Below are 23,085 nucleotides of genomic sequence, written 5' to 3'. Positions count from 1 at the left end.
CAGCCGCGCTGATGGTCTTCGGCGTGCAGTCAGGTCTGCAGTTGTTTCCACCCGCTTCGGTGACGTAGTGGGTGCCCTTCGGTAACGGATCCCTAACAAGATCCTTACCTCCGAGCGGGTGCTCGCCCGCTACGCTGAGCACCGGCTAGGTGGCTGCCCGAGCGGGCGATGTGCCGAACATTCTGTGCTCGGCGTAAGAGCAAACGATAAGTCAGGTCCAGGGCCCAACCAACTTAGGTTTCGCTAATAACCCGGTTTAGCTGGGCTTCTTCATTCGGTCCTCCACGTGTGCGCGTTGTCCAGTGTAAAGCAGCGAGTACCGTGCGATCGATCCCTGTGGCACTCGGTGCCAGCTGGGAAAAACCGGTGTGCACAGCCGGCCCGAAACCTCCGCACAACCTCGGGAACCCGCCCTCACCTGCGTCGAAGAAGATTTCCCCGTACAGGGCCGGACAAACCAAGTAGCGGTGGCTAACTCGGCGATCGAGCCGATGAGACATCTACGACACGGGCGTGACAAGCCCCGAATGCGATCCGACCGTCCGGACTCTTTTGCCCGCTGTGGGATTCAGCACATTTTCAGCAAATATCAGAAAGTGGTGTTGGACACACCAGCTGGACAGCCGTTCAGGCCGGGCAGAGCGCGACCGCGGCTCGCACCAGCGCGGCCTGGTGCAGGGCGTCGAGCCGGCCGGTGACGAGCACGCCGAAGACGCTGCGCGCCAACCGTTCCGTGCAGTCCGGGGCGATCATCTCGGCCCGGTGGGCGGCCAGCTGGTCGAGGATTTCGACGTTCACCCGGTCGATGACCGGGCGCACGAATGCGAGGGCGGCGGGGGCGGTCGGCGCCGCGGCAGGGTCGAAGCGCCATCGCAGGATCAGGCCGCGCTGCACCGTCTTGTTCGCCTCGATCTGGCCGACGAACACCTGTCGTACCCAGTTCTCCGGCAGCTCACGGCCATTGCCGAGCCGGGCCATCGCGTCGTAGACCTCGGCCTCCCGGACGGGATCGTCGATGGCCGGCTCGATGCCGCGCTCGCCGGCCGCCGCCCACTTCGCCGCGGCCACCGCGTCGGCGGTATCCAGCCGCTCGACGACCAGCGCGACCAGCCGGTCCAGCGATCCGTCGGCCGGGGAAGCGCCCGCGCTAGCCGGCCACATGAGCAGCGCCGCCGCAAGGATCGCAAACACGACTCTGCGCATGCTGTGACCTCCCGGGATCGCAACGAATCACCGCGCCAGAGTAAGCGTATTCATGCACCGCGTTCCGCACGGGAGCTCGATGATATGTGAGCCTGGACACATCCGGCCGTCCCTGGTCGCTGACTCTGCCGAAGGCCTGTCACGCTGTCACAACGAATCCGTGACAGTTTCGTCGCGCCCGCGAAAGCGCCTGGGACGTAGAGGATGTGCCTTCCCATGACCGTCACCGGCTTGTTCACCTGGCTCGGCGGGGGCCGGACCAGCGAAATCACCGATCGCCACGAGCGCGCCGGCTATGCCGTCACGGGCGCCGCCGTGCTGCTGTTCGCGACGATTTCCGGCGCGGTCGCCGCGCTGGCCGCGGCCTCGACCGCATGGCCGCTGTGGGCGACCATAACGGCAGCGCTCGTGATCGCGGCGCTGACCGCCGCGCTCGCGCGAGCGGTGGCGACGGCGCGGCCGAGCGGAGGGCCGGATCGGCTCGGGCTGATCGCGCGCATCGCGGTCGCCGTGCTGGTCGGCGGATTGATCGCCGAACTCGCCGCGGTCGCGCTTTTCGGCGCGTCGGTCGATCGGATGCTGGACGCCGACGCCCAGCGTTCGGCCGAATCGGCTCCGCAGGTCGTCGCGGCGCAGGGCGAACTGGACCGGGCCAAGGCCGACCGCGCCGCGCTCGACCAGCCGATCGCCAAGGCGCAGCTGGATATCGACCGTGCGTTGGTGATCGCCCGCTGCGAGTACAACCCGACCCCCGAATGCCCGCAGACCAGGATCACCGGCGTACCCGGCCGCGGGCCGGAGGCACAGACGGCCAACGACATGCTCGACGACGCCCGCGGGCAGCTCGCCACGGCACACGGCCGGGTGGACGCGGCCGACCGGCGAATCGCCGACGACCAGGATGCCCTTTCCGCCGCACGGTCGGCCTCGTTCGACAGCGCCGATCGCGGGCTCGGCGCGCGCTGGCAGGCGATGAACGACTACACGGTGCGTGAGGCGTTGCCGCTGCGCATTCTCACCATCGTGGCGTTCGTCGTGCTCGCCCTGCTGCCACTGGTGCTGCGCTGGTGGCGTGGGGAGACCTCGTTCGACCGGCACAACGCGGCGCGCAGCGTACACGACCGCGCCGAGCGCGAAGCCGACACGGCTATTGCGGTCAAGCAGGCCGAAGTGCGTGCCGAAGCGGAAACTCTGCGCGCCGAACAGCAACTCACCGCCGCCCGCCTCGCCGTCGAGGCGGACACGGCCATCGACCGGGAACGGCAGCGCACCCGCATCATCGCGGCCATCGGCGGCATCGAGATCGGTATCACCGAACCGCCGCGCCGGCCCGAACTTCCCGCCGCGGCGGACGATCGAAAGGACAGCACTGTGCCCCATGAGGTGACGCCGAACCTACCCGCACCCGTGACCGCGAACTCGCCCGCTCCCGTCGTCGCGGCCACTCCCCCCGCACCCCAGAGCGGTGGCCTCGAGCTGCCGCTGATCGGTACGGTGCCGTTCACCGACACCGCCGCCCGCTTCATCCGGCCGCTGGTCCCGTCATTCGTCGCCAATGCGATCGACACCGCGACGCACCCGCTGCGCACCGCGCGCCAGGCGTTCGAGGAGGTCGAAGAGATCACCTTCACCCTGCGCCGCACCCGGAAGGTCACCATCGACGGCCAGACCTCGCACCCGCAGACCGTGGGCGTTCCGGTCGGCTACCAGCTCCAGCCCGGCTCCCCCGAGGTCGCGCACGCGCAGCACATCGCGTCCACCATCGTGGACGCCGACTATTCCGGTCCGCACGCGCCGCGCTACTCCCTTCCCCCGACCGGCGCCGCAGGCTACGGCCTGCCCACCGGCACGAACCGGGAAGAACTCCCCAGCCACCACCACGGCGAACTCCCCCACGCCAACCGCCGCGAACTCCCACCCGGCCGGTGACCCGCAGTCTCATCGGCAGTCGGTAGTCCCCACCGACCTGCTCGCCTGGCACCGGGACCAGTCGAATCGGCGACCGCCATCCCGGCCCCTCGCTGCGTGCTACCAGCGCGGCGAGAACGACATGCCGGAGTATCAGGTCCGCAAGTAGGAGGCGCTGTTCCAGCTGCGCCGCATCGCCCTCGGCGACCAGTGCTACAGCGCACGGGTGGTGGACGAGCACCGCGAACTGGCGACGCTGCTGCGTAGCAGCGATCCCGAGACGTTGGCCCGAGTCGCTCAGGAACACGTCGGCCCGGCCCGCCGCAGCCTCCTGGCCGACCTGCCCGAATAATCCCAGCGCGCTGTCGCGGCATTCGCGCACCGCACGCGGCGAGCGGGTGTGCAGCAGCCGTTACCCGCGGGCGCTGCGCAAGCGGAACGCCACCGCGGCGGCGAGCAGCAGGATCGACATGGTGCCGATGGCCGCGAAATGGATGCCCGAGACGAACGCCTCGTGCACCGAGACGAGGAACGCGTTCCCCGCGGCCTCCGGCAGCTCACGGGCGAAAGCCGTGGCGGAGCCAAGGGATTCGGTGGCGGCGCCGGTCTGATCGCCCGGCACGTCGGTCAGGTCGAGTCCGTTGCGAAAGATCGCCATCACCACGCTGCCTAGCACCGCGACGCCCAGCGCGATACCGGTCTCGTACGCGGTCTCCGATACGGCGGCGGCCGCGCCCGCTCGCTCCACCGGCGCCGAGCTGACCACCAGATCCGACGAAACGGTCAGCGCTACCCCCACGCCCGCGCCCACGAAGAGGAAGCCGAGGACGAACGGCGTCGTACTGACCGACGCGTCCGGACCGAGCCAACCGAACAGCGCGGCACCGAGCGCCGCCGTGGTGAGCGCGCCGCCGAGCACCGCGCCCGGCCGTATACGCCGCACCAGCCATGCCGCGGCGAGCGAGGCGATCATGCTGGCCAGCAGTCCGGGCAGGAGCAACAACCCCGCCTGCATCGGCGAGCGCCCGAGCACCAGCTGAAGGTACTGCGAGCCGAAGAACAGCACACCCGCCAGCGCGAACACCGCGAGCAGGTTGGTCACCACCGCCGTGCGGAACTTGGGCACCGCGAACAGCGCCAGGTCCAGCATCGGTTGCGCCAGCCCTCGCTGCCTGCGCACGAACCACACGCCCGCGAACACACCGAGCGCACCGATCGCGGCCAGGCCGAGGCTGGGTCCATGTGCCGCGAACTCCTTCACCGCATATACCAGCGGCACCAGCGCGAGCATCGACAGCGCCGCGCTGGGCAGGTCGAAGCGGCCGGGTCGCGGATCGCGCGACTCCGGGACCAGCACCGGCCCCAGACCCAGCAGCACCAGCATGACCGGGAGGTTCACCAGGAACACCGACCCCCACCAGTAGTGCTCGAGCAGCCAGCCGCCGAGCAGCGGTCCCGCCGCAGCGCCGCCGCCCGCCATCGCGCTCCACACCGCGATGGCGACGGTCCGCTGTCGCGGATCGAGGAACATCGACCGGATCAGGCCCAGGGTCGCGGGCATCAGCGTCGCTCCCGCGACACCCTGCAGCACGCGCGCCGCGATCAGCATTTCCGGCGTCATCGCCCAGGCGGCCAGCACCGAGGCGACGCCGAATCCGGCCGCGCCGATCAGCAGCAACTTGCGCCGCCCGATCCGGTCGCCGAGGTTGCCCATGACGACGAGCAGTCCAGCCAGGACGAACGAATAGACGTCGATGATCCACAGCAGTTGCGGCGTAGTGGGTGCGAGATCGGCGCTGATCGCGGGCACGGCCAGATCGAGCACCGTCGCGTCCACGGCGAGCAGCAGCAGGGCGAGCGCGAGCACGGACAACCCCGCCCAGTCGCGCGCGCTCGCGCGGGGCCGGGTGGGTGCACGGCCGGTGGTCTGGGTGGTCATGGTCTTTCTCGACTTCCATCGTCGTTTCTTACCGTCCAGACGGTATAGTACAGAACACTACCGTCCAGACGGTATAGTCAGCTCTCGTGACGGCTGACACCCGCGACCGCATCCTGGACGCGCTCGAAACCCTGCTGCTGGAAAAAGGCATGTCGCACGTGACGCTGGAGAACGTCGCGGCGACCGCGGGCGTCTCCAAGGGCGGCCTGCTCTATCACTTCAAGAGCAAGGACGCACTCCTCGCCGGGCTGGTCCGCAGGCTTGCCGAACGCGCGGCCACGCAGTTGGACGCCGCGGTCGCGAAAGGCGGCACGGTGGCCGAGTGGTACCTGCAGACACCGAACCCCGACAACGCCGCCGACGCAGTCGAACTAGCGGTCTATCGGTCCATGCTCGCGACCATGCGGACCATCGACGCCACCCCGGAACCGGACGAGGTCCAGCAGGCGCTGGTGGAGATGATGAACTCCTGGTCGGACGGGTTGGACGAGGAGGTCGCCGACCCGGTGCAGGCGGACATCATCCGGCTGGCCGGCGACGGAGTGTATCTGCGCGCCCTGCTCGGTCTTCCGCCCATCGACCCGATTCGTTACCGGCAGGTGGTGCAGCGCCTCCTGCAGCGCTGACGGTTAGACTCGGCCCGTGCTGCCAGCCGCCGAACCGGCCGGCGCCGTCGGGGCGGGAACAGATCCGGTGCCGGGGTTTCCTGGAACGACGGTGCCGATCCGACCGCTGAGTTTCCGCGAACTGCTCGATCTGCCGTTCGCGCTGATCCAGGCGAATATCCGCGCCCTGGCGGGAGTGAGCCTGGCGGGCTTGCTCGCCGCAGAGGCGGTGATCGTCGCGGTGACCGCGGGCGTCTCGGGACTGACCGACGGCTCCGACGCCGGCACCGCTTGGGCGGCGATCCTGTCCACCGCGGCCGGTGCGTGGTTGCTGCGGTTCGTGTTACGCGGGACGACGGTGGCGCTCGGACTCGCGACGGTCGGCGGGGCCCCGATCGGCTGGCGCACCGCGCTGGGCCGGTGTGGTGCGGTCTTCGGTCCGCTGCTGGTCTTCCAACTGTTGTTCACCCTGGTGGGCGTGGGCGTGATCGCGGTGGGCAGCCTGTTGATCGTGACGCTTCCGCTGGCATTGATCTGGCTCGGCTGGCTGCGGGCGCGCCGCTGGGTCGCGCTCCCGGTGCTGTTCGTCGAACGGACCTCGCATCGCGATGGCGTCGCACGTGCGAAACTGCTCGCCGAGGGCGCGGAATGGCAGACGACCGGATTGTGGATGGCCCAGCGCGCCCTGGGCGGACTGCTGGCGATTCCACTACTTGGCATCCCGCTGTTCATCACGGATTTCTCCGGCACCCATCGGTGGCCGGTGATCGTCCTGACCACCGCCGCCGTGCTGCTGGTGACGGCCTTCAGCGAGTTGGTAGAGGCGTCGTCACGGGTGGTGTGCTACCTCGACCGCCGTTGCCGCAGGGAGGGATTGGACATCCGAATCCCCATTCGGGAGGCGCGATGAACGGCCCCGCCCCCGGCACCCCTCGACTCGGCGCCGCGGCCGACCATCGGGCCGCCGCCGAATCGGCCGCGCAGCGCCGGGATTTCGACAGCGCGCTGCGGGAACGCTTCCGTGCCGTGCTGCGTGGCCTGGAACAGCATGGCGTGCTGGAAGTCCGGCGCTCGCGCACCGCACGGGAGACCGCCGACGACGTGACGACCACGCCGTCGCTGGAGGTCGCCACCGAACTACAGCCCGCCGCACACAGTTTCGACGAGGTGGTTTACGGCGGACGTCGCGCCACCGAAGACGAATACCGCAGGCTCGAATACGCCGACCGGTTCTCCGCCGGCGCGCCGCCGCCCGCACCGGAACCTACTGAGACCGAGGCGAAGGAGCAGGTGCCGCGCACCAGGCGCCGACTTCCTCCGCTGCCGAAACTTTTGCGCGACCCCAGATTCTGGGCTGCACTCGCCGCTATGGCCGCAGTACTGCTGCTGGTCTACAGCGCGCTGCAATCCTGCGGTGCGCCGACGGCCCCGCCGCCGAAACCACCACCGGATCTACCGGACGTCCCTCCGCCGGACGACTCTTTCGAGCCGCGCTTCGGCGCCGGCGATGACCCGATCTGGGATCGGCTGCCCGCACCGGTCTTCTACGGCGGAGTGCAGTTTCTCCTCGCCGCCGCGTTGGTGGTGTGGTGGCGGGCGCGGCGGCGGGGCGCTGTGGTGCGCGAGCCGCGCCCGGTGGAAGTCGCGGCGAACGAATTGCTCGCCGGTCAGGCCGCTCTGTATCAGCGCTCGAAAGACCACGACCACGTGGCCGGAAAGCTGCGAGCGGCGACGTTGCGCCGCATTCGCACACCGCTGGGCGTCACCGCGGACACCCCGCCGGACCGGATCGTCGCCGTCGTCGCCGCGCGGCTCGGAGCCGACCCGGCCCAGATCGCCGCCGCCCTGTTCGGTTCGGTGCCCGACCCGGGGACGCTGCGAATGGTGGCCGCCCAGCTCGAATGGATCGAAGCGGAGATCGGATGAGACACAATCGCGCAGCCCTTATCGAGCCGACGGTGTGCGGGATTCCCCGCAAGACACAGGAGATCGAATGACCAGCATCGATACCACCCTTACCGCCGAGGAAGCGCTCGCCGCGTTCCACACGCTGCGCGCCGAGATCGGCAAGGCGGTGGTCGGCAACGACAACGCGGTCATGTACTTGGTGCTCGCGCTGCTGTGCCGCGGCCATGTGCTGCTCGAAGGCGTGCCAGGCGTGGCGAAGACGCTGCTGGTGCGGGCATTGGCCACGGCGCTGGATCTGGACCACGCGCGGGTGCAGTTCACCCCGGACCTGATGCCCGGCGACGTCACCGGTTCGCAGATCTACGACCCGCACTCGGCGGAGTTCACCTTCCGGCACGGCCCGGTGTTCACCAACCTGCTGCTCGCCGACGAGATCAACCGTACTCCGCCGAAAACCCAGTCGGCGCTGCTGGAATCGATGGAGGAGCGGCAGGTCTCGGTGGACGGGAAGCCGCAGCCGCTGCCCGATCCGTTCGTCGTTGTCGCCACGCAGAACCCGATCGAGCAGGAGGGCACCTACCCGCTGCCGGAAGCGCAGCTGGACCGGTTCCTGTTCAAGGTGGACATCCACCTGCCCGGCCGCGACGACGAATTCCGCGTCCTGCAACGCCACGCCGCCGGGTTCGATCCGCGCGATCTGACCGCCGCGGGGCTGCGTCCCGTGGCGGGCCCCGCGCACATCGCCGCCGCCCGCGCTGCGATCACGAAGATGACTATCAGTCCGGAGGTGCTCGCCTACACCGTCGACGTGTGCCGGGCGACGCGCACTTCCCCCGCCGTGCAGCACGGTGCCTCCACCCGAGGTGCGACCGCGCTGATGGCGGCTTCCCGTGCGTTCGCCTGGCTCAACGGGCGCGGTTTCGTCACGCCGGACGACGTGAAGGCCGTCGCGGTCGCCGTGCTGCGGCACCGCCTGCACCTGCGCCCGGAGGCCGAGCTGGACGGGGTGACCACCGAGGGTGTGATGTCGTCGCTGCTGCTGTCGGTTCCGGTTCCGGTGTAGCGCATGGTCGTCACCGGTCGATTGGCCGCCGCGGCAGGAGTGGCGGCCCTGTTCGTCACCCTGGTGGTGCCATCTCCGCTGGGGGTGGTCGTGCTGACCTGCGCGCTGACCGCGGCGCTGCTCATCGATCTCGCCGCGGTCGGCCGGGTGCGGGATCTGGCGCTGTCCCGGCAAGCGCTGACCGTGGTGCGGCTCGGGCGCTCGACCGAGGTGGAGCTCGCCGCGGTGAACACCGGGACGCGGGTGCTGCGCGGCACGGTGTGGGATGACTGGCCCGCCAGCGCACGGCCCGAAAAACGCACACACCGGCTGGATCTCGCGCCCGGGACCAAGGTCCGGTTTCACACCACGCTCACACCGACCCACCGCGGCGATCGGGTCGCGGGACCGGTCACGGTGCGGCTGCTCGGCCCGCTCGGGTTGGCGGGCAGACAGTCCAGGCACAGCGTGCCCGCCCGGGTGCGCGCGCTGCCCGCATTCCGCGCCGAACGGCTGCTGCGGTCGAAAGTCAAACGGCTGCAACATCTCGAAGGCCGGAATGTGGCCAACCTCCGTGGACAGGGCACCGAATTCGATTTCTTCCGCGAGTACGTCGCCGGCGACGACGTGCGCGCCATCGACTGGCGCGCCACCGCCCGCGCGACCGACGTCCTGGTCCGCACCTGGCGCCCGGAACGCAACCGGCACATGCTGATGCTGCTGGACACCGGGCGGATCAGCGCGGGCCGGGTCGGCGATGGCACTCGCCTGGACGCGAGTATCGAGGCGGCTCTGCTGCTCGGCGGTCTGGCGGCCGCCGCGGGCGACTCGGTGGACCTGCTCGCCTTCGACCGGAAACCCCGCGCCGAAGTCCGCGGTGTGGGCGGAAAAGGGTTGCAGCTGACGCTGATGCACGCGATGGCAGGCATCACACCGGCCCTGGTCGACACCGACAGCTCCGGCTTGGTGCGCGCAGCCGTGCAGCGCACCCGCAGACGTAGCCTGGTCGTCTGGTTCACCAGCCTCGACGGGGCAGCCGTCGAGGAGAACCTGCTGCCAGTGCTGCCGGTCCTCGCGCAGCGCCACCGGGTGCTCATCGTCTCGGTCACCGACCCCGACGTCGCCGCGGCCGCAGGCCGCCGCGACAGCCTGGCCGACCTCTACGCCGCGGCTGCCGCCGAATCCGTGCTCGCCGAACGCGCCTTGGTCCAGGAATCCCTGCGCCGCACGGGGGTCGCGGTCGTCGCCGCTCCCCCGGAACGGCTGCCCGAGGCGCTGGCGGACGAATACTTGGAACTCAAGCAGTCCGGCGCCCTCTAGCCTCTCCGCACGGCGACGGCGTGGGCAAACGGGGTCCCGGTGCGAGCGCGAAGGAGGATCATGGGCCCATGTCCTCAGTTCTCGCCGCCTTCGTCCGCGGACTGCCCAAGGCCGAGCTGCACCTGCATCTGGAAGGGACGCTCGAGCCGGAACTGAAGTTTCGTCTCGCCCAGCGCAACGGCATCGAGCTGCCGGAGAAGTCCGTCGACGAGGTCAAGCAGACCTACCGGTTCCACGACCTCACCTCGTTCCTGCGGGTCTACTACCCGGCCATGCGAGTGCTACAGCGGCCGCAGGACTTCCACGACTTGGCCTTCGACTATCTGGCCAGGGCGCATGCCCAAGGCGTCCGCCACGTCGAAATGTTCTTCGATCCGCAGGCGCACACCGCACGCGGCGTCCCTTTCCCCACCGTGATGAGTGGATACCGATCGGCGATCGCGCGGGCACGGCGGGAGCTGGGTATCTCGGCCGAACTGATTCTGTGCTTCCTGCGCGACCATTCCGCGGAGTATGCGATGGCGACGCTCCTCGAAGCGCTGCCCTACAAGAACTGGATCATCGGGGTCGGGTTGGACTCCGACGAGCACGGTAATCCGCCGAGCAAGTTCGCCCCCGTCTTCCAGCGCGCCCGCGCGGAAGGTTTCCTGCTGACCATGCACTGCGACATCGACCAGCAGGACTCGATCGAGCACATCCGCCAAGCGCTGGAGGACATCGAAGTCGATCGCCTCGACCACGGCACGAACATCGTCGAGGACGACCGTCTGGTCGAGCTGGCCAAGACCAAGGGCATCGCGCTCACGTGCTGCCCGGTGTCGAACTCCTTCGTCACCGCGCAGATGAAATCCGACGAGATCGTCGGCCTGCTCGGCCGCGGGTTGACGGTGACCGTCAACAGCGACGATCCCGCGTATTTCGGGGCGTACGCCGCCGACAACTACGTCGCGCTCGCCGAGCAGGCGGGCCTCGGCGTCGAGCAGCTGGCCGAACTGGCCAGGAACTCGTTCCGAGCCTCCTGGATCACGCCCGCACGCCAGGACCGGTTTCTGCGCGAGATCGACGACTACGTCGCGGCCAACGTCTGAGGGGCGCCGCTGGAAGTCGTCTGCCCGAAGCTCATGGCCGGGCGAGCGAAGACCGACACCCCGGTGTAGACGAAGCCCTCCTACAGCCTCGCGCCCAGCTCAGCGCAGTCGAGGCAGGCGATCGAAGCACCCGCCGGGCCGAGCGGAGGCGAGGCAGCCGCATAGCGGACACAGCTGGACGGAGTCCGTATCAGCCCTGCGCCGGGCCGAGCGGAGGCGAGGCAGCCGCCTGACGGGCACGCGCCACCATCGGCGGCGGAAACACCGGGAACATCGGCTGCGGTAGCACCCGGCGCTGCCGTTCGGCGATCACCGCGCCGAGAATCTGCAATGGCGGATAGCCGGCGGGCGGCGCGACGCGGAGTCGCCCGCACACCTCGGCTACGAGCACGGTGCCCAGGTGGTGCTGCGCTGCCGGGGTGAGTGTGCGGAACCGGGTCAGATACTGACGTACCGCCAGCGCCAGGGCCTCCGGCAGCCCGGACAACTCCAGCTGTGCGCTCCAGCCGATCAGCCATGGCGGGGCGATCGCCAGCGCGGGCAGCGGCAGCGGCCGTTGCGCGTGCACGACCACGGTGCCCGCGAGCACGTCACCGACCCGCCGCGCGTGTGGCGAGCACATCGAGGTGAGCACCGCGATGGCGCCGAAGCCGCCGAGCATCCAGAAGTCGACGATGGCCCCCGCCAATCCGCGAGTGAGCGCATGCCGGAAGTCGATGGGTCCGCCGTCCTGGCGTACGACCCGCAGTCCGAGCATCAGCTTGCCCAATGTCCGCCCGCGCCAGACGGTCTCACAGGTGACCGGGTAGCCGACCAGGACAGCCACGATGGTGACCAGCACCACCGCGTCCAGCCAAGCCGAATCCAGACCCGCGGGCAGCAGCACCGTGACGATCGCGAACAGGACGAACCCGAGCACGCACTGCACCAGCACGTCGATCAGGAACGCGGTGGCCCTGGTGGGGATCCGGGCGATCGGCAGCTCCAGGGCCACCGCTTCGCCGGTTGTGAACTCAGCCATGTCGATAGCATTCTTGCGACCGGCGGGAGTGGGAGGCAACCGAATGGACGTGGACGCATACAGCCTGGCGCACCGCAGGGCGTGGGAAAGGCTCGACTACCTGTCCAAACGGGGCAAGCTGACCGGCGCGGAGGCGGACGAACTCGTCATGCTCTATCGCCGCACGTCCCAGCAGCTGGCGCGATTGCAGTCGCACAGTCCCGACCCGGAGTTGATCGCCGGACTGAGCGCGCTGCTGGCCCGTGCCCGCGGCAGAGTGCTCGGGACGCGTACCGACACCTGGCAGGAGGTCGGCCGGTTCTTCAGCCACCGTTTCCCGGCGGCGCTCTACCGGTCCTGGCCGTGGTGGGCCGGTGTGGCCGCGGTGTTCCTGCTCGTCTCGGCGGGGTTGGCCGTCTGGGTGGACCGGTTCGACTCGGCGCGAAGGGTTCTCGGCATCCCTGATGACACCGGGGAGCTCACCGCACCCGGCGGCGCGTTCGAGACGTACTACTCGGATCATCCGCAGGGTGCGTTCGCCGCGCAGGTGTGGACGAACAACGCGTGGGTGGCGGCGATCGCTTTGTTCACCGGCGTGTTGATCCTGCCCGCGCTGTACTTGCTGTTCATGAACGCGCTCAATCTGGGCGTCAGCGCGGGCCTGATGGCCGACGCGGGGCGGCTGGATTCGTTCTTCGGTTTCATCCTCCCGCACGGCACCCTGGAGCTGACGGCGGTGTTCGTCGCGGGCGGCGCGGGGCTGAAACTCGGTTGGACGCTGATCGATCCGGGTCGGCTCAGCCGGGTGGAAGCGGTGGCCAGGCAAGGACGGGCGACCGCGACGGTGGCGCTCGGACTTGTCGCGGTGTTGCTGGTTTGTGGCTTCATCGAGGGATTCGTGACGCCGAGCCCGTTACCTGCGCCGGTCCGTATCGCGATCGGCTTCACGGCGGAGGGGTTCTTCCTGGCCTATGCCTTCGTCCTCGGGCGCCGCGCGGTACTGGAACAGGCGGGCGAGGGTTCGGAGCGCTCGAGTGATCAGTTCACGGCTGTGAGCTAGACAACATTCAGCACACCCGGAGTGACCGCGGCTCGGGCAACCGCCAGCTACGCCGGGTCACGGATCGGTTTCGAGGTCCCCCATTTGAGTTCCGCTGGCCGCAGCGAGTCTCGCTCGAGCTGCGGCCAGCGTTACCGTCAACTCTACACAATCGTTATCCCTACGCAACCGTCCCCGCCGTGGTCAAGCGTATAAAGCAGCACCTCAGCAAACCCTTGCGGGACCCGCCATGCGACCCTCCTCAGCAAACCTGACGCAGCGGCCGTAGGCGCACTTTCAGCGGGCCGATGACACCCTTGTGACGTCTCTCGGCCGCTACTCCGAATCGGCTGCCCAGAGGGGATCGCACGAATCCCGCGGCATTAGCTACACCCATCAATAGACCACTCAATGGTTTGCCGAGATGCGCTCTCACCTGCACGTTCATTCGAAAGAAACGACGGTTGCTACAAGCCGACGAATAGAAAGCGACCATAAGTTTGTTTACCTCGTAATAAACCGACGCGTACACAGCCGAAGGCGAGGAAGACCGGTCAGTTCCCCAACAGGCCCCGAATTAACCGGCGCACGCATCGGAGTCTCGGTCGGCTCCACATCGCCGTCCTTCAGCACCTCAGGCGCAATCATCAAGAGGTATGTGATCTTCGCCTCACTACCCCTCCGAACGGGCCGGAACCGCGCGAAATAGACACGGCGCCACTCGAGTTCGAGAGATCCACGTCACAGTGATGGAGCGAACTCCGCTACGCCCGCTGGCGACGACGGGACCCGGGACGCACGCTCCGACCCGGTGGACCGGTGACCGTCCCGATGGACAGGACAGAACTCACCCGACGCGCAGGATTCCGGTAACCGTGCCTTGGAACAGCCGACCGTTGTGGGTGATCAACGGCGCGGTCTGGAGCGGATCGTCGACGATGGTGCCTGGGAGCGAGTGCGAGGCGGTGACCATACCGGGATCCGGATCGAGCACGGTGAACGCGTACCCGTCGAGGGGCGTGGTGTGGCCGTGGCCGACGCGAGTGATGGTGTACAACGCACCGTCGGCGGTGGACAGACGCGGTACCGCCGCGCTGCGAACCCTGTTCTCCCAGACGGTGTGACATCGATCGTCCGCCACGTCGATCCGCGTCATCCCGCCGGTGAACGGCGCGCTCGGGGGCATCGCAGGGCCCGCACCCTCGGGCAGCGCTGGATACGGATAACCGTAGGTGCTCGCGACGAACACGGATCGCCCGATCCCGACCGGCGAATTCTCGCTACCCGCACCGCCTTCGGCCAGCACCGGAGCCGCACACACCAATTGTCCGGTACCCGAACGGAACACCAGCGCGTGCACCTGGCCGTCGGTGTTGTCGACGATGGTCAGGCTAGGCAACGTGGTGTCCCAGCTCGGCGACTCGTGCGCGGGAGCGGGAGGCGCCGTCAGGCAACCTTCCAGGTACGGTCTCCGAGCGAGGCGACTACGTCGACCGTCCCACCGAGAGCGGCGACATAGGCACGAATGGTATCGATTCCGGCGATCTCACCGCGCTCGATCTTCGATACACGCGCTTGCGATACGCCGAGCGCCTCCGCCAATTCCACTTGCGTGAGGCCAGCAGCTTTGCGCATTTCGGCCAGCTGGTGGCCGCGGACGTACGCATCGCGGCGCTCCCGCGCCAGAGCGGCAGCCGCAGTGCGTTCGTCCTCCGTACGAGGGTCGAGCGCCCGCGCCTTCTCCTTGACCTCGCTCCATTTCGTGTACTTCATGTCATCACTGCTCCTCCGGCGCTTCCAAGTGCTCAGCGAAGCGCTTGTCGGCCAATGGAATCGCCTCGCGATACCACCCTTGCCAGTTACCGGACTTGTCACCGGCCACCAGCACGATCGCCTCGCGGACTGGGTCGAAAGCGAACAGCATTCGCACCTCGGTGTTGCCCGCCGACGGCGGCCGCAGCTCTTTCATATTGTGGAAGCGGCTGCCCTTGACCCGGTCGACCAGAGGCTGCCATATAACTACATCAGCGCGCCGCCGTCGACCCGGATCTCGGTCCCCGTCATGTAGCGCCCGTCGTCCGAGGCCACCATCGCGACCACCCCGGCGATGTCATCCGGATTGCCGAGGGCACCCCCGTTCAGCCACCCGGTCATCCGGGAGAACAGCTGCGGATCGAACCCCTCGGGTTGATCCAGGATGGACTTCGTCGTGATACCGCTGGTGATACCGGCCGGAACGATATTCACCGCCCGCAGCCCCTGCTTGGCGTACTCCAGCGCGATGGCGTGGGTGAAGGAGTTGACGCCGCCCTTGGACGCCGCATAGGAGGCGAGGTAAGGGGCCGCGCTGAAGGCCGCGGTCGAGGAGATGTTGACCACCACTCCGCGTCCGGTGTCCAGGAGTGCGGGCAAGGCGGCCTGGGTCATCAGGAAGGTCCCGGTGAGATTCACCGTGATGACCTGGTTCCACACTTCGAGCGGCATCTCGTGGGTGCGGGCGGGCCGCAGGATGCCGGCCGCGTTCACCAGCACGTCCAAACCGCCGAGGAACTCGAGCGCCTGTTCGGTCGCCTCGCGCACGGACTCGGGATCGGCGATGTTCACCTCGACCGTTCGCAATCGTCCGGCGCCGTCACCCGCCTTCTCGGCGGTGGCCGTCAGGCCGGTCGCGTCGATGTCGGCGGCCACCAGCTGGGCCCCCTCGTCGAGCAGCCGCAGGGCGATGCCCTGACCGATGCCGGATCCCGCTCCCGTCACCATTACGCGGCGACCGTCAAATCTGCGCATGCCAAGAATTAGAACACGTTCTCATTGAACGTCAAGGCGGTTCCGCCGGGCGCTCAGCTCTGCCGTTGCACGATCCGCAGGATCATGGCCGCCGTCGCCGCGGCGTAAGCCTGACTGGCGGCCTCCGCGCGGGCGGTGGGGTAGTTCGAGCGATGAGTGACGACGACGCCGTTGGGCAGGGTCACGGTGCTGTCCGGCACCGTGGCGACGCAATTGCCGCCCGCTTTGGCGACCAGGTCCACGATTACCGTGCCAGGAGCAAGCAGGTCCAAGGACCCGTGATCGAGCAGGCGGGGTGCGTGGGATCCACGGTGTACGGCGGTGCAGACGATGAGGTCGGGCGGTGTCGTGGCGAGGTGGTCGAGCAGCGCCGCGTTGTCGTCCTGGTTCGGCACGAAGCGTCCGGCCCCCGCGGCGAGAGCGGCGGTCTCCTGTTCGGGCCGGTTTCCGATCGCGGTCGGCTTCTCGTCGTCGAATGTGGACGCGGCAGCGATCGCGGCGAGCCCGGCGACGCCGCAACCCAGGACGAGTGCGCGGACCGGGCGCGCCCGCACCTGAGGGGTGAGCAGCTTCCGGCCTTCGGCGTAGCCCACCGCGCCCGCGATCCGGCTCATGGTGGACAGCGCATCGATCTCGGTGGTCGTGTCGTCGCGGGGCACCAGGTCGAACGCGACCGATTCGACGCCGAGCCCGCGCAGCCGGTCGATCTCGTCGCGGCGGTAGTGCGGATCCTGGAATCCGAGCAACGTCGTCCCTGCCCGCAGCGGCATCGAATCCAGCTCGAAAGCAGGCGGCTTCACCCAGGCCACGATGCCTGCGCGCTCGAACACCGTCGCGCGATCTGCGACGACGAGTGCCCCGGACGCACGATAAGCGGAGTCGCCGAAGCCGGCGCCGCGCCCCGCCCCCTCCTCCACGACAACCTGGAGCCCCGCCGTCGAAAGTTTGCGCACACCTTCCGGAGTGAGCGCGACGCGGGATTCCCGCGGGGCCGTCTCGCGAAGCACCCCCACGATCACCGTGAAGCCCTCGTTTCGGCCACAAGGGCAGTAAGACCACGGGCCGCGAGCGCCTCGCGATAGGTTTGGCCGTCGACGATGTCGCGGAGCAATCGCTCGAGCCGGTCGAAAAGTTCGTCGATCAAAGCGGGTGATTCATGCCTCGGCGCTTTGCGCGGCGCAAGGACATTCAGGCGCACCCCCGGACGCAGCGAGCCGGTCCGGTCCAACGCCACGCTGTCGACACCCGCGACAGCGAGCAGAATGTCCTCCACCTGGGCACTGGTGTGCATACCCGCCGCGTCGAGGAGCGTTCGATCGAACACCAGCGAGAGGAACATGCCTTCCTGGCTGCCCAATGGTCGCAGCACGTCGGCGCCGAGGCGAGTATTGATCGCGGTGAGGCGCCTGGCGGCCTTTTCGCTTTGCGCGCGCATGAGCGCGTGGTTGCGTTCGAAGTAGTCCTCGGAGGTGTGCTCGAGTATCGCGCGGACCAGGTGGGTGGTCTCGCGTTGGAAGGAGATGGTGAGCCGTTCCCGGATCCGCTCCAGCCACGAGGTGTCGCCGGTGCACGCCGCACCCAGCTTGCAGGGCCCGAAGGCGTTGTAGCCCTTCGAATTGCCCGTGATGGTCAAGACGACGTCGTACAGGCGCCGAACGCCCTGGTCGGTCTCGACGTGCAACGCCGCGATCGGGATGTGCGAGGCCACCAGCCGGTCGAAGGCCATATCGCAGATGACCGGAACACCGCAGTCGAGCAGGACCCGCCCGATCTCCGCCAGTTCGGCCGCCGTGTAGTCGGCGACCACGGGGTTGCCCGGCAGGGTGAGCAGTACGCCGCACAGTTCGCCCGTCGCGCGCAGATCGTCGAGGCAGCGGGCGAGCCGGACCGGGTCGATCTTGAACGCGTCGTCCGGCGCCACCGGGCAGGACACGATCCGGAGCCCGAATTTCTCCACATGGATGCTGGAGCTCTTGTAGAAGCCCTCGGGGCACACGATGACCCCGCCGGGCACGGCCAGCGTCGCGATCGCCTCCTCGAGCAGCATCGTGCTCGAGTACGGACAGACGATCACGTCCTCGGGGCGAACCCGCACACCGGGAACGCCCTCGACCGGATGCGACAACCGGGCGAAGAGGCTGCGCGCCGCCGACTCGCGCAGGCTCAGTGGCTGCCGCTTGTCGTACAGCCGGCCGTCGAGATAGTCCGCGGGCGGCGCGATATGCATTATCTCCCGCCACGCGCGGTCCAGCGCGGCGATGGCCTGTGCATCCGGCGCGCGGCCGGTTTCGCCGTGATAGGCGTCGATGACACCCGAGTAGCGGCGGCCGCCGGTCCCGGCGAACCTCGCATCCGGCGACAAGTGTCCGCGTACTTCCCGTTTCCTGGCCTCGGAGCGGTTGGTCAGGGTCGCGAGATCGACGAGCGGATCGGTGAGCACCGGGCTCTGCGTCACGGCACCTCGCCTTCTACCGAAGTTTCTCCTGGTGCGGGCATCGCGTTCCACCTCTCCTGGAGTGCGGCGCGGAACAGGCTGCGGCAGTTGCCTTCGGTCAGGCGCTCGAAGTCCGCCAGCGGCGGCTCGGCGACGATCTGGTCGACCACGATGGCCGACCCGGCGCGCCTGAGATCGTAGAGTTTCTCGAAGCGCCGGACGGCGAAGGCGACGTCGTGTTTGAGCACCGAGAAGCGCGTCGCGACCCGCGCTTGGCGCGAATAGTCGTATTCGCCCACTGCCACATAGCGGTCATCGACCACGAGCATGCTCTGCGCATTGCGCGCGTATTCCCGCTTGACCAGCACGCTCTCCACCCCGGAGCGAGCCTGTTTCCACAGCTTGTCGTCGTAGGGCCAGACGTCGGAAACGGTGTCGAGCACGTACATCCGGCGTACGTCGATCTTCGGCGGATGGGTTTTGTCGGCCAGGCGCAGGATCGCCGCATGGTAGTCGTCGCCGACGTCGCCGCCGATCGTGCCGAGGTCGGCGGTGTGGATCGCGCGTACCGACGCGGTGGCCTGCTCCAGGATCGTCAGCCAGTCGCTGACGGTGTTCCACTCCCATACCGTGGCGCTGCGCGAAGGGATTTGCGCGAGGATCTCCTCGGCGCGCTCCATTTGCCGGTCGGCGATCAGGCGCAGCGGCTCGATCTCCTCCCGCGCGCCGGACGCATCGATCAGACTCTGTGCGATACCCAGGGCGCGCTCGACCAACTCGGGGTCCTTGCCGAGCAGAACGTTGAACCGCATGCGCAGGTCGTAGTACGCGCTGCTGGTGGGATCCGTGGCGGGAGCGGCGCTGCCGTCCGTCGGCAGTTCCGCACCGAGGGCGAGGCTCAAACGTTCTCGCAGTGCGAGCGGCGGAATCCGGGTGCCGTTCTCGATCTGCTGGATGAGACTGCGTGAGCAGCCCGCCCTGGTCGCGAGCGTCGCCTGGGTGTATCCGCGTTCTAGGCGAAGTCTGCGGACCAGGTTGCCGACTTGCTCGTCCGAGCCCGAGTCAGCCATCCCGCGTCTCCCATCCCGAGTCTTGCATACACGTGCTCACAGAGTGTCACGGTGCGACATTCTAATCACTATGTGTCAAGGGGCGTCGGATGAATCGCACCGAGCACCGTATCGTTGCCAACGAGATGCTCAGTCGCGCTGCACCTTCCCCACAGCCGAGTGACGCAGCGTCGCCGCATCGGCACAGAAATACGCTCCGCAGTACTCCATTCATTCGCGAGAAGCGGTGCGGCAGACAGAATCTGCCACAATCTAATCAGAATAGATGTCATTTCAAGCGTATTAGCTTATTCAATATCATCACAATGCGTCAAAGCTTAGTTGACATCCTCACGTGGCGTTCCATAGCCTTATCCTCGTAGCCACCGCAAATCGACGTCGGCACAACGGTTGTCGCGTGCCGAGTCCCGGTGGCCCGACTACTCGAGGAGGTGCCCGACACGGATACCTCGATATGGCGCGGTCCCGGCAGCACAGGCAACAGCTGTGGCGTCGCCCGGTCGGCCGATCTTCTCGGCAACGCGCCGATCTTCTGAAACCACTCGGACACACAGCAATCAGGCACGGACGGATCCACCGCGTTCGGGCCGTGACCGAGCACGGTCACCGAGTCCTCAGCCCAACGGCGGTTCCGCGTCATCCTGTGCACAGCGAATGAGAGCGGAGCATGGCACTCGATATCACCGATTCGATCATCACCAGCGACATCACCCCGGAAAACGCACGGCTGCTGACCATTTCCCCCGGCGAAGCATGGGAACTCAGCTGGTTGCCCACCGTCGCCCTGACCCGCGAACAAGCCGTGCACGGGATGGTGCTCGACGAGCTGCTCAGCGACCCCGGCACCGCCGCCAACGACCTCGCGCTCGAAGTGGCCACCATGCGCGCCGCCGAACTCGGCATCAGCCTGCGCGACGTGCTGCTCCGGCTGTACCTCCGCATCGCGGAGCGCGATCAGTACAGCGCCCGCCACCCGCACACGCCCATACCGGCGGCCTGACGCACGGCCGGGGAACGACGCTCCCCGAAGCCCCCGCCCCTCGAACTCCGGCTACCGGGCTGTCGCCGTTCGAGCGCGAACGACTTGCGTACGGCAGGTAGGGAGCGAACGATTGGTTATGCGTCGGCCGCGGTCGCGGGCCGTGCGGCGTCATGCCCTCGGTGGACCACGACGCGCCGGCCCCGCGACACCGCGGAGATCGCTCCGCACAAGGAGGATCCGATGTTCATCCAAGTCATTCAAGGCAAAGCCGCAGACCCCGCCCGACTGCGTCAGCGCATGGATCGGTGGATCGAGGAACTACAGCCCGGAGCCGGCGGCTACCTCGGCATGACCAGCGGACTGTGCGACGACGGAACGTTCGTCGCGCTGGTTCGATTCGAATCCGAGGAGGCGGCCCGCCGCAACAGCGAGCGGCCCGAACAAGGCGCCTGGTGGGCCGAGACGCAGAAGTGTTTCGACGGACCGGTCACCTTCCTGGACTGCTCCAACGTGACCCAGTGGCTGGGCGGCGGCTCAGACCGCGCCGGCTTCGTACAGGTCATGGAGGGCCACACCCGCGACGCGGGCCGACTGCGCGAACTGCTGGCGCAGACCGGCGACCGCGTGCACGAACTGCGCCCGGAGATCATCGGCGGCACTCTCGGGACGTGCGGCACCGACGGGTTCGTCGAGGCGGTGTATTTCACCTCCGAAGCCGAAGCCCGCGAACACGAGAAGATGGAGATTCCCGACGATTTGAGGTCGCTGTTCGACGAGGAACGCCGGCTCATGGGTGACGTGACCTACTTGGATCTGCACGAGCCGAAGTTGGTGTCGGCGCAGAGGTAGCACAGTGCCCGCCACCCGGCATGACCGAGCCGGAAGCTCGTCGACGCGGTAGGCCCGGCCGCGCCGAGCGCCCTCGGTCGGCGTGTGGGTCGGCAGCGCGCTGATCGAGGCGAATCGAACTCATTCTCGCCCTATTCCCAGTGGCGAGAGGTGCTGTGCTGCGCCAGCGCGATCCGGTCGAACACAATGTCTTTTCTCGGTGTCGTTGACGCAGGGGAAGGGTTTACCGGTCTATGGGTCAATCGTTGCGGGTGGACACAGACCTGCTGCGGTCTCTGACCCCGGAACTCGCCGCCATCGCCGATACGGCACAGCAGGAACTCGCACGGCTGAAGGACCGCCTCGCCAGCGAAGGCGAGTGCTGGGGCAACGACGAGCCTGGCCGGGTGTTCGGCGAAAGCTACGAACCGGCCGCGAAGGACGGGATCACCGGCTTCGAGAACCTGGTGCACAATCTGCGCGGAATGGGCACCAGCGTCGCCGGCGTCGACGACACCTTCCACGACCAAGACCAGAAGCTCGGCGCCCAAGTCCGCGATCAGCCGACGGGCCCAGAACCCAGCACCTTCGCACCCGTCAGCCCGTCGCTCGCTCAACCGGGATGGAGTCCGCAACCTCAACCCCTCGCGACGCCGAACCCCACCGAACCGAGCCCGACTCCCGGCGCCACTGCCCCTGTCCGAACGGACACCCCCGAGTTTCCCCTTCAATCGAACGTTCCGGGGTACCAACCGGGCGGCAACCCGGTCTCGCCCTTTCAACCGAATGCCGGCGACTACGGCCCGAGTGCCACGCCCGACCTGCCCGGCCAGGAGCCGGTACCCAGCACGGCCGCAGCGCCGCCTGCTGGAGATCCCGCAGCTCCGACCGCGCGAGCCGCCGCGTCGCCTGCTGCACAGGTGCCGACACCACCCACGGCTACCTCACAATCCGCCACCGCGACCCCCAAGGCCGGTTCGCCCGACCCAGCGGCCTCCCGGCGCCCCCCGGACAGCCGCTCGATGCGGCCACCGGGCGATACGCCCTGGCTGCGAAACGCGCCTGGCACGCCATGGTCGCGGAATGGCCCCGGCAGTCCGCCGCCGGGGCAGGTCTTTCCGCCTCGTCGCACCGGTCCTGATCCGAATGCGGCGAAATCCGCGAAACCTGACAAGGCCGCCGCGCCGCGCCGACCGAAACGCGTCTCGGCCCAACCGGAGCGTTCCCGCGTGCGGACCGATCCGGCCGCCGTGGCGGCGGCCCAGGCGCTTGCCGCCCGGCACGGCCTGCGGATCGTCGGGTTCGACACCTCGGGCGTGGAGAAACACACGGTGGACGAGCTCGCGGCGGCCGTCGACGCCATCCTCGGGAAGTATCCGTTCCTCGATCTCGCCGGGATCGAGATCACCGACCTCCGCGACGGGACCGTGTCCAGCGTGGCGTGGGATCGGGTCGTGGACGAGGGGCAAGAACCCGTGCCGGGCGCATGGATCCTGCTCGACCGGTTCGTAGCGGCGAACCCAGCCGCCCTGAGCGAAAAGGTCGCTGCCGCAGCACGATCGGGAGATCGCGTGGCAGGATCCGAGGAACGCCCGATGTACACGACCATCGTGCGCGACCTCGGCCGGATCCTGGAGGCAGCGGCGGGTTCCCTTGTCCGGCAGCTGGCGCAGCGGTCTTTGATCACGGAATACCGGCGCATCAGTGGGCCGTGGGACCGCGGCGACACGCTCGCGGCCATTGTCCGTGGTTACCGGGAGTGGCGCGGCCAGTTGAGCGGTGCCTGCTTCTCCGATGGCCGTTTCGACTCCCGGGCGGCAGTGGTCGAGTCGTTCACCGAAGTCGAGCTGCATGGCGATAGTGCTTGCGGGCCGGCGAAGGTGCTGTACCGACTGGTCGTCGAACACGTACAAGGACAGGCGAGCGCCTAGT

At 68.2% G+C, this 23,085-nt stretch carries 22 protein-coding genes; 12 read left to right on the top strand and 10 right to left on the bottom strand.

Translation table 11 applies throughout. The features are described from left to right. Positions 1-627: 627 nt before the first annotated feature. Entirely contained in the window at positions 628-1,203 is a 576-nt protein-coding gene (locus tag OHA40_RS15950) for a chorismate mutase (RefSeq protein ID WP_330233817.1), read from the bottom strand. A 216-nt stretch (positions 1,204-1,419) separates the two neighbouring features. On the opposite strand from OHA40_RS15950, the gene OHA40_RS15945 reads away from it, so the two are divergent. After that, on the top strand, positions 1,420-3,132 hold the full coding sequence (locus OHA40_RS15945) for a DUF4407 domain-containing protein (RefSeq protein WP_330233816.1): 1,713 nt from the start codon (positions 1,420-1,422) through the stop codon (positions 3,130-3,132). A gap of 205 nt (positions 3,133-3,337) precedes the next feature. Beyond that, positions 3,338-3,463: a hypothetical protein gene (locus tag OHA40_RS15940; RefSeq protein WP_330233815.1), complete on the top strand. Its 126-nt coding sequence runs from the start codon at positions 3,338-3,340 to the stop codon at positions 3,461-3,463. A 60-nt stretch (positions 3,464-3,523) separates the two neighbouring features. On the opposite strand, the gene OHA40_RS15935 is transcribed toward OHA40_RS15940, so the two are convergent. Continuing rightward, complete coding sequence (locus OHA40_RS15935) at positions 3,524-5,050, bottom strand: MFS transporter (protein ID WP_330233814.1); 1,527 nt, start codon at positions 5,048-5,050, stop codon at positions 3,524-3,526. A gap of 86 nt (positions 5,051-5,136) precedes the next feature. Between OHA40_RS15935 and OHA40_RS15930 the strand changes: the two genes are divergently transcribed. The 6 genes from OHA40_RS15930 to add all read left to right on the top strand — a co-directional run bounded on the left by OHA40_RS15930 (position 5,137) and on the right by add (position 11,013). Then, positions 5,137-5,676, top strand: coding sequence for a TetR/AcrR family transcriptional regulator (locus OHA40_RS15930; protein WP_330233813.1), 540 nt, complete (start codon positions 5,137-5,139; stop codon positions 5,674-5,676). A 16-nt stretch (positions 5,677-5,692) separates the two neighbouring features. Continuing rightward, entirely contained in the window at positions 5,693-6,565 is an 873-nt protein-coding gene (locus OHA40_RS15925; RefSeq protein WP_330233812.1) for a hypothetical protein, read from the top strand. Then, positions 6,562-7,581, top strand: coding sequence for a DUF4129 domain-containing protein (locus OHA40_RS15920; protein ID WP_330233811.1), 1,020 nt, complete (start codon positions 6,562-6,564; stop codon positions 7,579-7,581). Before OHA40_RS15925 ends, OHA40_RS15920 begins: the two co-directional genes overlap by 4 nt. A gap of 67 nt (positions 7,582-7,648) precedes the next feature. Further along, the gene (locus tag OHA40_RS15915) at positions 7,649-8,626 is read left to right on the top strand and encodes an AAA family ATPase (RefSeq protein WP_330233810.1); all 978 of its coding nucleotides are present in this window, start codon (positions 7,649-7,651) and stop codon (positions 8,624-8,626) included. Between the two features lie 3 nt (positions 8,627-8,629). After that, positions 8,630-9,925: a DUF58 domain-containing protein gene (locus OHA40_RS15910; RefSeq protein WP_330233809.1), complete on the top strand. Its 1,296-nt coding sequence runs from the start codon at positions 8,630-8,632 to the stop codon at positions 9,923-9,925. A 68-nt stretch (positions 9,926-9,993) separates the two neighbouring features. Next, the gene (add, locus tag OHA40_RS15905) at positions 9,994-11,013 is read left to right on the top strand and encodes an adenosine deaminase (RefSeq protein ID WP_330233808.1); all 1,020 of its coding nucleotides are present in this window, start codon (positions 9,994-9,996) and stop codon (positions 11,011-11,013) included. A gap of 190 nt (positions 11,014-11,203) precedes the next feature. Here the strand turns inward: add and OHA40_RS15900 are convergent, their stop codons facing one another. Further along, positions 11,204-12,034, bottom strand: a complete 831-nt coding sequence (locus OHA40_RS15900) for an RDD family protein (protein WP_330233807.1) — start codon at positions 12,032-12,034, stop codon at positions 11,204-11,206. A 43-nt stretch (positions 12,035-12,077) separates the two neighbouring features. Here OHA40_RS15900 and OHA40_RS15895 point away from each other — a divergent pair, with 43 nt between their 5' ends. Then, complete coding sequence (locus OHA40_RS15895; protein WP_330233806.1) at positions 12,078-13,073, top strand: stage II sporulation protein M; 996 nt, start codon at positions 12,078-12,080, stop codon at positions 13,071-13,073. Positions 13,074-13,899: 826 nt separating this feature from the next. On the opposite strand, the gene OHA40_RS15890 is transcribed toward OHA40_RS15895, so the two are convergent. Genes OHA40_RS15890 through OHA40_RS15860 form a run of 7 tightly spaced genes read right to left on the bottom strand, consistent with a single transcriptional unit; the run spans position 13,900 to position 19,343 of the window. Beyond that, complete coding sequence (locus OHA40_RS15890) at positions 13,900-14,451, bottom strand: hypothetical protein (protein WP_330233805.1); 552 nt, start codon at positions 14,449-14,451, stop codon at positions 13,900-13,902. Between the two features lie 47 nt (positions 14,452-14,498). Further along, positions 14,499-14,825 (bottom strand): helix-turn-helix domain-containing protein, encoded by a 327-nt coding sequence (locus OHA40_RS15885; RefSeq protein ID WP_330233804.1) that lies wholly within the window; start codon positions 14,823-14,825, stop codon positions 14,499-14,501. A gap of 4 nt (positions 14,826-14,829) precedes the next feature. Next, the gene (locus OHA40_RS15880; RefSeq protein ID WP_330233803.1) at positions 14,830-15,021 is read right to left on the bottom strand and encodes a type II toxin-antitoxin system RelE/ParE family toxin; all 192 of its coding nucleotides are present in this window, start codon (positions 15,019-15,021) and stop codon (positions 14,830-14,832) included. Between the two features lie 50 nt (positions 15,022-15,071). Further along, positions 15,072-15,839, bottom strand: coding sequence for an SDR family NAD(P)-dependent oxidoreductase (locus tag OHA40_RS15875; protein WP_330233802.1), 768 nt, complete (start codon positions 15,837-15,839; stop codon positions 15,072-15,074). A gap of 53 nt (positions 15,840-15,892) precedes the next feature. Further along, complete coding sequence (locus OHA40_RS15870; RefSeq protein ID WP_330233801.1) at positions 15,893-16,858, bottom strand: hypothetical protein; 966 nt, start codon at positions 16,856-16,858, stop codon at positions 15,893-15,895. Continuing rightward, positions 16,855-18,294, bottom strand: coding sequence for a pyridoxal phosphate-dependent aminotransferase (locus OHA40_RS15865; RefSeq protein WP_330233800.1), 1,440 nt, complete (start codon positions 18,292-18,294; stop codon positions 16,855-16,857). The genes OHA40_RS15870 and OHA40_RS15865 overlap by 4 nt, the downstream gene beginning before the upstream one ends. After that, complete coding sequence (locus tag OHA40_RS15860) at positions 18,291-19,343, bottom strand: helix-turn-helix transcriptional regulator (RefSeq protein ID WP_330233799.1); 1,053 nt, start codon at positions 19,341-19,343, stop codon at positions 18,291-18,293. Before OHA40_RS15860 ends, OHA40_RS15865 begins: the two co-directional genes overlap by 4 nt. A 667-nt stretch (positions 19,344-20,010) precedes the next feature. Here OHA40_RS15860 and OHA40_RS15855 point away from each other — a divergent pair. The 3 genes from OHA40_RS15855 (at position 20,011) to OHA40_RS15845 (ending at position 23,084) form a co-directional block, all read left to right on the top strand. After that, entirely contained in the window at positions 20,011-20,343 is a 333-nt protein-coding gene (locus tag OHA40_RS15855) for a hypothetical protein (RefSeq protein WP_330233798.1), read from the top strand. Positions 20,344-20,565: 222 nt separating this feature from the next. Beyond that, positions 20,566-21,174 carry a hypothetical protein gene (locus tag OHA40_RS15850; protein WP_330233797.1) on the top strand — a complete coding sequence of 203 codons (609 nt, stop codon included), beginning with the start codon at positions 20,566-20,568 and terminating at the stop codon, positions 21,172-21,174. A 233-nt stretch (positions 21,175-21,407) separates the two neighbouring features. Continuing rightward, positions 21,408-23,084 carry a WXG100 family type VII secretion target gene (locus tag OHA40_RS15845; RefSeq protein ID WP_330233796.1) on the top strand — a complete coding sequence of 559 codons (1,677 nt, stop codon included), beginning with the start codon at positions 21,408-21,410 and terminating at the stop codon, positions 23,082-23,084. Position 23,085: the final 1 nt, after the last annotated feature.

The organism is Nocardia sp. NBC_00508 (assembly GCF_036346875.1).
Taxonomy (GTDB): Bacteria; Actinomycetota; Actinomycetes; order Mycobacteriales; family Mycobacteriaceae; genus Nocardia.
Note: the sequence above shows the minus strand (reverse complement) of the source record. Positions and strands in the feature narration are given on the sequence as shown.

What these genes read in the sequence shown, in the direction of transcription:
- OHA40_RS15915 (WP_330233810.1), top strand. Translation starts at nt 7,649, where the DNA reads ATGACCAGCATCGATACCACCCTTACCGCCGAGGAAGCGCTCGCCGCG.
- OHA40_RS15855 (WP_330233798.1), top strand. Translation starts at nt 20,011, where the DNA reads ATGGCACTCGATATCACCGATTCGATCATCACCAGCGACATCACCCCG.
- add (WP_330233808.1), top strand. Translation starts at nt 9,994, where the DNA reads ATGTCCTCAGTTCTCGCCGCCTTCGTCCGCGGACTGCCCAAGGCCGAG.
- OHA40_RS15900 (WP_330233807.1), bottom strand. Translation starts at nt 12,034, where the DNA reads ATGGCTGAGTTCACAACCGGCGAAGCGGTGGCCCTGGAGCTGCCGATC.
- OHA40_RS15885 (WP_330233804.1), bottom strand. Translation starts at nt 14,825, where the DNA reads ATGAAGTACACGAAATGGAGCGAGGTCAAGGAGAAGGCGCGGGCGCTC.
- OHA40_RS15845 (WP_330233796.1), top strand. Translation starts at nt 21,408, where the DNA reads ATGGGTCAATCGTTGCGGGTGGACACAGACCTGCTGCGGTCTCTGACC.
- OHA40_RS15860 (WP_330233799.1), bottom strand. Translation starts at nt 19,343, where the DNA reads ATGGCTGACTCGGGCTCGGACGAGCAAGTCGGCAACCTGGTCCGCAGA.
- OHA40_RS15850 (WP_330233797.1), top strand. Translation starts at nt 20,566, where the DNA reads ATGTTCATCCAAGTCATTCAAGGCAAAGCCGCAGACCCCGCCCGACTG.
- OHA40_RS15875 (WP_330233802.1), bottom strand. Translation starts at nt 15,839, where the DNA reads ATGCGCAGATTTGACGGTCGCCGCGTAATGGTGACGGGAGCGGGATCC.
- OHA40_RS15895 (WP_330233806.1), top strand. Translation starts at nt 12,078, where the DNA reads ATGGACGTGGACGCATACAGCCTGGCGCACCGCAGGGCGTGGGAAAGG.
- OHA40_RS15950 (WP_330233817.1), bottom strand. Translation starts at nt 1,203, where the DNA reads ATGCGCAGAGTCGTGTTTGCGATCCTTGCGGCGGCGCTGCTCATGTGG.
- OHA40_RS15920 (WP_330233811.1), top strand. Translation starts at nt 6,562, where the DNA reads ATGAACGGCCCCGCCCCCGGCACCCCTCGACTCGGCGCCGCGGCCGAC.
- OHA40_RS15945 (WP_330233816.1), top strand. Translation starts at nt 1,420, where the DNA reads ATGACCGTCACCGGCTTGTTCACCTGGCTCGGCGGGGGCCGGACCAGC.
- OHA40_RS15880 (WP_330233803.1), bottom strand. Translation starts at nt 15,021, where the DNA reads ATGAAAGAGCTGCGGCCGCCGTCGGCGGGCAACACCGAGGTGCGAATG.
- OHA40_RS15935 (WP_330233814.1), bottom strand. Translation starts at nt 5,050, where the DNA reads ATGACCACCCAGACCACCGGCCGTGCACCCACCCGGCCCCGCGCGAGC.
- OHA40_RS15910 (WP_330233809.1), top strand. Translation starts at nt 8,630, where the DNA reads ATGGTCGTCACCGGTCGATTGGCCGCCGCGGCAGGAGTGGCGGCCCTG.